The organism is Streptomyces sp. NPDC002793, from assembly GCF_040295485.1.
Taxonomy (GTDB): Bacteria; Actinomycetota; Actinomycetes; order Streptomycetales; family Streptomycetaceae; genus Streptomyces.
In genome coordinates this window covers 194,483-200,919 of record NZ_JBEOVL010000013.1, presented here as the reverse complement: position 1 = coordinate 200,919, position 6,437 = coordinate 194,483, and the positions used below count along the sequence as shown (strand labels likewise).

The window sequence follows — 6,437 nt, the reverse complement described above, 5'->3', positions numbered from 1 at the left end:
ATCTTGGTCGGGAACCCGTCTACCAGGAGCTTCGTCGTTCCGTACAGCCCGCACCGACCAACACCACAGCCCCACGGTCAGGTTGAAAAGCGCTCAATGACAAGCAGCCGGGTCGCCGCGGGTAGGCGTCCTGGCCCTGGCCGTGCCACCAGCGGCGGATTGACTCAACGGCAAACGCGACGGTGTCGTGATCGGTGCCGACGTCGACCCAACCGGTGTTCGCCTCGATGTCGTTGACCCCATGGGGGGAACGGCCTTGCCCATCTGCGGGTCGGCGAAGTCGTGGACGCCCACCCCGCTGGGTCACCCGCCGGCCGCCACTGACGGCCGCCGTTCCTGAACTCTCCGACGAGCTCCTTCTTCTTACTGCGACGTGCACGACAGCGGCGGTGGCCCTCCACGCTGCATCGCCGATGTCGGGGGTCCGCGACAGAGCGGGGCGTGGGCTGCTGTTCATCGAGGCTCCGTTCGACAAGTGGGTTGTTGGCGAGCGCAAGCCGGGAAGATCGGATGGTGCGAGTTTGCCGGGAGGCGGTGAGGGCCGCAGGGCCTTGTGGGCTGTCAGGCCGTCCGGCATGATCGCGAGCATGATGACCAACCGAAAGGCCCATGCCGCGTAGACGGCCCGGCGCGCTTCGCGCCGAAAATCCGGTCCCGCCCGTTTGGAGCCCTTGGACCTGTCGAATTCCCGGGTTGTCCGAGCGCACCTGCGCCGAGATCCAGCGCACGGAGCGTGAGCACGGTGACTCCTGGGCCGGGCTGCGGGACGGCTTGTGGGACGGGGCGGTGGAAGCCGCGCTCAGGTACTACCGGGCGTTCCTGCGACAGCCCGGCCGCAACCTGGACCTGTGCTTCCCAGACTCTCCCCATCCGGAGTCCTCGCTCGTCGACGTGGCGAACGCCCGGGACATTCTGCAAGAAGCGTTGCGTTCGCTTCCACAGCCGTCCCGCGCCGAACTCGGGCGAGTGGTGGCATGTCTGGACGCAGAGTTCCGCCGCCGGACCTTGCCCGACCCACACGCCTACCGGCGCCTGCGGTGGCATGGCGAATGGTGGCACCGACGCCTCTACGACGGTGAATTCCGGTGGTGAGGGGCTGCAGCCCGACCGCCTTCTTGCCTCAACTCCGATGAGGCCGGGCGAAAATCGACCAAAATTTCCACGAAACGCCGTGCTGGGCCATGGCATGAGGGGAGCCGTATAGGTTGAAGAGATTGTGACGTCTGTCTTGGCCCGTACGGCTCTTTCGCATCGCATCTGCACTGGTATCCCGAGGAAACAGCCCGGTTCACTCATCGCTGAGTTGACTGTTCCGTGGATGGCGCGGCAGGACTCCCGGCTGCGTGAACGCCGAGGTCACGACCGCCTGCGGGCCGAGGGAGGCGGGCCTGGCCATCAACTGCAGACCGATCCCTCTGGAGGAGGGAGTCGAGGCACGCCGGCTCTCCATGCAAATGAAACAGAATGACTACGCTTCGCGCTCACTGGTGCCCGGAATCAGCGAACTGTCCAGGTCGACTGCCAGGTCAGCTGTGAGCGCGACCAATTCATCGAGGTCTGCCAGCGGGTCGGTCGCCTCCGTGTCGAGGGGAAAGACGATCCTCTCCACACCGGCCTGTCCGTATCCGTTGACGATCTCAGCTTCGGCCGCCCCCACGTGCAGGACTGTCACCGGAACTTCACGGCCTGCGAATTCGCGCAGCCGCTCAATTTTCGGCTTCAGGCCGTCGGACGACTGAGGGTTGGGAAACCAGCCGTCTCCGACTTCCACCACCCGGGCGAATGCCTTTTCTCCTCCACCGATACAGACCGGGGGATGCGGGCGTTGCACAGGTTTGGTCCACGAATAGATGGGATCGAAGTTCACGAATTCGCCGTGGAACTCTGCCTTATCGCGGTGCCATATCTCCTTCATCGCGAGAATATGTTCAGATGCTATTGCGCCACGTCTGGCGGGATCCCCACCGTGATTCGCCATCTCTTCGGCGTTCCATTCCGATCCGATTCCGAAGATGAACCGGCCGTTCGACACCAGATCCAGAGAAGCGATGAGCTTGGCCGTGGTGATCGGGTCCCTCTGTGCCACCAGCGCTATTCCAGTGCCGAGAAGCAGGTGATGGGTTACACCCGCCATCGCGGTGAGTGCCACGAAGGGGGCGATGGTGTGATAGAGGGAGGCCGGACGGTCACCGAACGGGTACGGCGACCTTTCGTCAACGGGAATGTGCGTGTGTTCGGCGAGAAAAATCGAATCGAATCCTCGCTCCTCAACGGCTCGACCATACTCGGCCGGGGACATGGTCGATCGATCGGTGAACGTGCAGTTCACCCCGAACTTCATTGGAACAATCCTTTCTGATTCATTTGGTTTCTGCCGAGGCCTCGGTTGATCTCCGGGCCCAGCTCAACGCGCCGCCGAGCCGTGGCAGGTGGTGTTCGACAGCAGCGGCGTACCGGCACGCACCGTCCCGGGCTTTCAGGCCCGGCCAGGGCACGCAGACCGACCACGAAGCCCTCGGCGGCGACCGCCCAGTCCCGGTTGAAGAGCGGGTTAGGTCCCCCGGCCACGCTGCCCGCGATGCCTGACGGGTCAGGGGTTCCGCTCCGGGCTTGTGCAGGGCGTCGAAGCCGGGGTGTCGTGGGGATCCGGTGGGGTGTAAAAACACCACACTCATGGACGCGACGCACATGAGAAAGGCTGCACGAAGGGGGTGCGCCGCACAGCCCTGACGTCCTGTGCGGAGGCTGCACCGGGATGGAGGAGCACATGGGGACCGGTGCGGCGCAGCTGGAGACCGCAGCCGTGGAGGGGAAATGTCGGCCTGCCGGGGCAGTGAAGCGCCACGCGCGGCCTTCGGTCTGGACCGGCGCCGGCAGCTATGCGCTGGGATCACCGATCGCCAGAGCAGTTGGGCCGCTCCAAGGTTTTACGCCATGAGAAATACGTCAGGGCTGCCGGTTGTCCAGTGGATGCGCAGAGTACGGCGTGAGATGCGCCAGCCATCGGCGGTGCGCACGAGGTCGTCCTCGTAGGTGCCGCCGGTGTGGTAGTAGCCTCCACCCCGGTGGTGATGGGCGACGATCTGCGTGGACGCGTGCGCTCCCGCATCCGTGATTTCGACGGTTTGGGCACCCAGCAAGTGCTGCGTCGCGTCGAGGCTCTTGAACAATTGGCGGGCGCCGTCCGCGACCGCGCTGCCACCGGTCGTCAGGCCGCTGAACTGCTTTCCCTCCGCAAGGTAGGTGTCGAAGACGTTCTCCACCTCGGCGTCCTCGGTGAAGACGGAGGCAACGCGAGTGAAGTCGCGGTGGTCGAGGCCGAAGACGTAGGCCGTGAGCAGGCCGAGGATCTCGCTGCGGTCCGAGCAGTCCGGACCGGGGTGTTCGCTCATGAGAGTCCGATCGTGTTGGAGAGAGTGACAAGGTGTCCCGGCTGCCTGCGGCGGCACCTTCAGGCCGCTGCCGCCTGTTGACGACGAAGGGGTCAGGGCATGCGCCGCAGGCATGGAGGCGTTTGGGTCGGGCCTACTGCTGCACCGTGTCGGCTGGAGTGCGGGGCTTTGACCCCTCGGGACTGCTGAGAACGATGCGGAGACGGCCCCTCGCCAGGCAGGTTCCTAGATTCCGGCGAGGACGGTGGGATCTCCTTGGGTCCAGGCGTTGTCGACGGTGACGTGCTGGATGAGCCAGACGTCGCCGCTCCTGACAAGTGCGACGTCGTAGCGGTTGGTCATGAGGACGTGGCGGGAGTGGTCCTCTCGGGGCAGATGCTGGCACGCCACGATCGCTTCGAGGTGCGCCTTGTCGCCGTCCAGGCTCACGCGCGGGTTGCTCACGGAGTGCGTGGTGTCCAGGTGACTGAGCGAGGCCAACAGGGCTGCGGCGATGGTTTCGCGGCCTTCCACCGGCGGGTACTCCTGGCCGGCCTTTCTCGTGGCCGGACCGAAATCGGCTACGGCATCGTCTGTGAACGCGGACGCGAGTAGGCCCTTGTCACGCAGGTCGAGGCCGGCTGCGTATCGGTAGATGGTCTCCACCACGGCGATCTTGTCCGCGATTGCCGCGGTGGAGGTGCTGCTGCCTGTTGTCGACATGGTGCTTCCTTATTTGGCGGGTCGGTACACGATCCACCGTAGACCACTGATCGACAGGTGTCGAATAGTGGTAGCGTCGAGAGCGAACCCGTTCGAAGGAGTGTCATGTCCGAAGTGGATCCCGGTGCTCGAATGACGACCGCCACCGGCGGCGGCAGGGGATCGGACCTGCGCCGTGCCGCTCTGTGGGCCGCGCGTCGCACGAAGGCGAGCAGGAGGCACGTCACCGGTGCCTGCGAGGCGTCCATGGCGTACCCGCCAATGACCGGACCTCGACGGCGGCCCCCGGAAACCTGGGGGGCGAAGCGTGGCGAGCCTCCGCGACGTAGGGTGCGTCCATGGTGAGTGATCAGCCCCCGGCGAACGACGCGGACCCGCGCTTCACACGCTCGCGACGGGCGATCGCGGACGCACTTGCCGACCTCATGCAGCGGACACAGTCGTGCCCCTCGGTCTCTGCCCTCTCCGAAGCCGCCGGCATCCACCGTGCCACCTTCTACAACCACTTCGACTCCGTCGAAGAGGCGGCGGTGTACGTGATCGCAGACGATTTTCGCGCCCTCCACGTCCTGAACATCAGCGATCGACACATGGGCGCGGACCCGACCGCCGTGGCAGTGGCGACGCTGAACGCCATGCTCGACTCGCTCAGGCAGCGCAGGAGCCTCTTCCTGCTGGCTTCGACCTGGCGATCACCGAGCGGACTGATGGGGATCGGCGACCTCCTCCTGGAGCAACTCCACGCCCTCAGGCGCGACCTGGGCATCGACGAGCACGAATTCGGCCCGCACAACTCGGTCGAGGACGTCTACACCGCTTCCGGCGTGCACGGAGTTTTCTCCGCAGCCGTCGGGGGCAACACCGGCTGCGACCCGGAAGAGATCGCTGTCCGTCTGTACGCCCTCCTACCCGACTGGATCCGTCAGCCACCGCAGTCGCCGACGACCTGAGCCGTCGGCCTGGTCGGCCGTAACGCTGAGCAGCCTCAAAGCACCACCGTGCGCTCTGCCGCCGGTGTGCCCTCATCACCATGGCGCGCGGGCATACCCGCCGTACGGACCGCACCGCCGAATTCCGCCCGTGCGCCGCAGCGCCCACCACATCGGCTTCGACGAACCGGCCGCCTCATTGAGGCAGCACGCCGCAAGGAGACCTCAACATGAGCATTGCCCTCATACGAAACCCAGGCGACGGCCAGGACTTCCCCTACTACAACAAGGTCATCGAGCAGGTGGCGACCAACGCCGAGACGAGCGGAGCGGTCAGCGTCATGCGTCTCACCGTCGGCCGCGAGGATGCGCCGCCCTTGCACACCCACAGCCGGGAGGACGAGAGCTGGGTGGTCCTGTCCGGCCGCGTCCGGTTCTGGGTCGGGTCGACCTCGCTGGACGAGTGCGAGGTGCACGACGCCGAGGCAGGCGCCTACATCTACGTATCTCGGCTGGTCCCGCACACTTTCCAGACGATCACACCGACCGCGGAGGTCCTGGTCATCAATAACCCCGGAGCCGTCGAGGGGCTCTTCCACACGGTCGGACCCGCCGACGCGCGAGCAGACTCCGAGCACTCCGGCCTCGCGTCGGACTACGGAGTCGTGAACCACGACGGCCCACCGCCCGCCTGAACGCCTGGCGAGACCGATGCCCCGATCCATGAAGACATCGGGGCGTCGGCTCAGATTGCCGCTCCTCACGTCGGCCGCACCGGGCGTCTGATCCGACCACCCCACAGCCACCGCCTGAACCCGGTACTGAGGCGAGCGCATCCTGGTCCAGCACCTCCGACCGGAACCGCCCCGCCCCCGTCGGCGACCCACAGCTCCCATCAGAAAAGGGACCACCATGAGCCAGAACCTCAAGGACAAGGTCATCACCTACCTCCGCGCACTGGAGAAGTCCGACTGGGAGTCCGCGCGTGCCCTGTGCGCCGAGACAGCCACCGTCTGGCACAACGACGGCAAGGGCGATGAGACGTTCGAGGAGTACTTCGAGGGGTTGAGACGGCAGATCGGCTCCTACGAATCGATCCGCTACGACATTCTCCGCCAGCTCTCTCAGCCGGACGAGGTCCTCCAGCAGCACGTTGTGCACGTGACAGCGAACGATGGCAAGCGTGGTGAGGTGCACGCCGCGGTGCACTTCGGCTTCGACGGCACCGGCCTGATCACCCGCATCGAGGCGTACGCCAACTACATCCCCGTCAGTCAGCACCACTGAGGCGCCGACGCGTGCGCACCACACCGACGCCCCGAGGCGCTCGCGGGGAACGACAGCACTCGGACGACGAAGCCCGTGACCTGCGTCCGCAAGACGCATGGTCGACGCCCCTGCCCGAGGGCGAGCG

7 protein-coding genes and 1 pseudogene are annotated in these 6,437 nt (G+C 65.9%); 4 read left to right on the top strand and 4 right to left on the bottom strand.

Annotated elements, in window-relative coordinates; translation table 11 throughout:
• Positions 1–115: 115 nt before the first annotated feature.
• Positions 116–368: pseudogene (locus ABT001_RS15840) on the bottom strand (ISAzo13-like element transposase-related protein); the annotation flags it as partial.
• Positions 369–693: 325 nt separating this feature from the next.
• On the opposite strand from ABT001_RS15840, the gene ABT001_RS15835 reads away from it, so the two are divergent.
• Positions 694–1,092, top strand: a complete 399-nt coding sequence (locus ABT001_RS15835; protein WP_351277204.1) for a hypothetical protein — start codon at positions 694–696, stop codon at positions 1,090–1,092.
• Positions 1,093–1,468: 376 nt separating this feature from the next.
• Here the strand turns inward: ABT001_RS15835 and ABT001_RS15830 are convergent, their stop codons facing one another.
• The 3 genes from ABT001_RS15830 to ABT001_RS15820 form a co-directional block, all read right to left on the bottom strand.
• Positions 1,469–2,341, bottom strand: a complete 873-nt coding sequence (locus tag ABT001_RS15830; protein WP_351277201.1) for an LLM class F420-dependent oxidoreductase — start codon at positions 2,339–2,341, stop codon at positions 1,469–1,471.
• Between the two features lie 586 nt (positions 2,342–2,927).
• Positions 2,928–3,392, bottom strand: a complete 465-nt coding sequence (locus ABT001_RS15825; RefSeq protein WP_351277198.1) for a nuclear transport factor 2 family protein — start codon at positions 3,390–3,392, stop codon at positions 2,928–2,930.
• Positions 3,393–3,617: 225 nt separating this feature from the next.
• Positions 3,618–4,094 carry a nuclear transport factor 2 family protein gene (locus ABT001_RS15820; RefSeq protein ID WP_351277195.1) on the bottom strand — a complete coding sequence of 159 codons (477 nt, stop codon included), beginning with the start codon at positions 4,092–4,094 and terminating at the stop codon, positions 3,618–3,620.
• A 338-nt stretch (positions 4,095–4,432) separates the two neighbouring features.
• Here ABT001_RS15820 and ABT001_RS15815 point away from each other — a divergent pair, with 338 nt between their 5' ends.
• From ABT001_RS15815 to ABT001_RS15805, 3 genes are all read left to right on the top strand, one after another.
• Complete coding sequence (locus ABT001_RS15815) at positions 4,433–5,044, top strand: TetR/AcrR family transcriptional regulator (RefSeq protein WP_351277192.1); 612 nt, start codon at positions 4,433–4,435, stop codon at positions 5,042–5,044.
• Positions 5,045–5,253: 209 nt separating this feature from the next.
• Positions 5,254–5,718: a cupin domain-containing protein gene (locus tag ABT001_RS15810; RefSeq protein ID WP_351277189.1), complete on the top strand. Its 465-nt coding sequence runs from the start codon at positions 5,254–5,256 to the stop codon at positions 5,716–5,718.
• A gap of 217 nt (positions 5,719–5,935) precedes the next feature.
• Positions 5,936–6,310 carry a nuclear transport factor 2 family protein gene (locus ABT001_RS15805; protein WP_351277186.1) on the top strand — a complete coding sequence of 125 codons (375 nt, stop codon included), beginning with the start codon at positions 5,936–5,938 and terminating at the stop codon, positions 6,308–6,310.
• Positions 6,311–6,437: the final 127 nt, after the last annotated feature.